This window comes from Neisseria sp. P0008.S010, assembly GCF_051962715.1.
GTDB classification, from domain to species: Bacteria; Pseudomonadota; Gammaproteobacteria; order Burkholderiales; family Neisseriaceae; genus Neisseria; species Neisseria elongata.
Window position 1 is genome coordinate 1 of record NZ_JBQCVA010000362.1, and the last position, 252, is coordinate 252.

General features: G+C 56.3%; 1 rRNA gene. It reads left to right on the forward strand.

The annotated features are described in order from the left end of the window. Positions 1-252 (forward strand): 16S ribosomal RNA (locus tag ACTHSL_RS13925); the annotation flags it as partial.

Sequence of the window (252 nt, forward strand, 5' to 3'; positions counted from 1 at the left end):
GTATAAGAGACAGCCTACGGGAGGCAGCAGTGGGGAATATTGGACAATGGGCGAAAGCCTGATCCAGCGACGCCGCGTGAATGATGAAGGCCTTCGGGTTGTAAAGTTCTTTTGGCAGGGAAGATAGTGACGGTACCTGCAGAATAAGCCCCGGCTAACTCTGTGCCAGCAGCCGCGGTAAGACAGAGGGGGCTAGCGTTGTTCGGAATCACTGGGCTTAAAGGGCGCGTAGGCGGTTGATCAAGTCGGGGG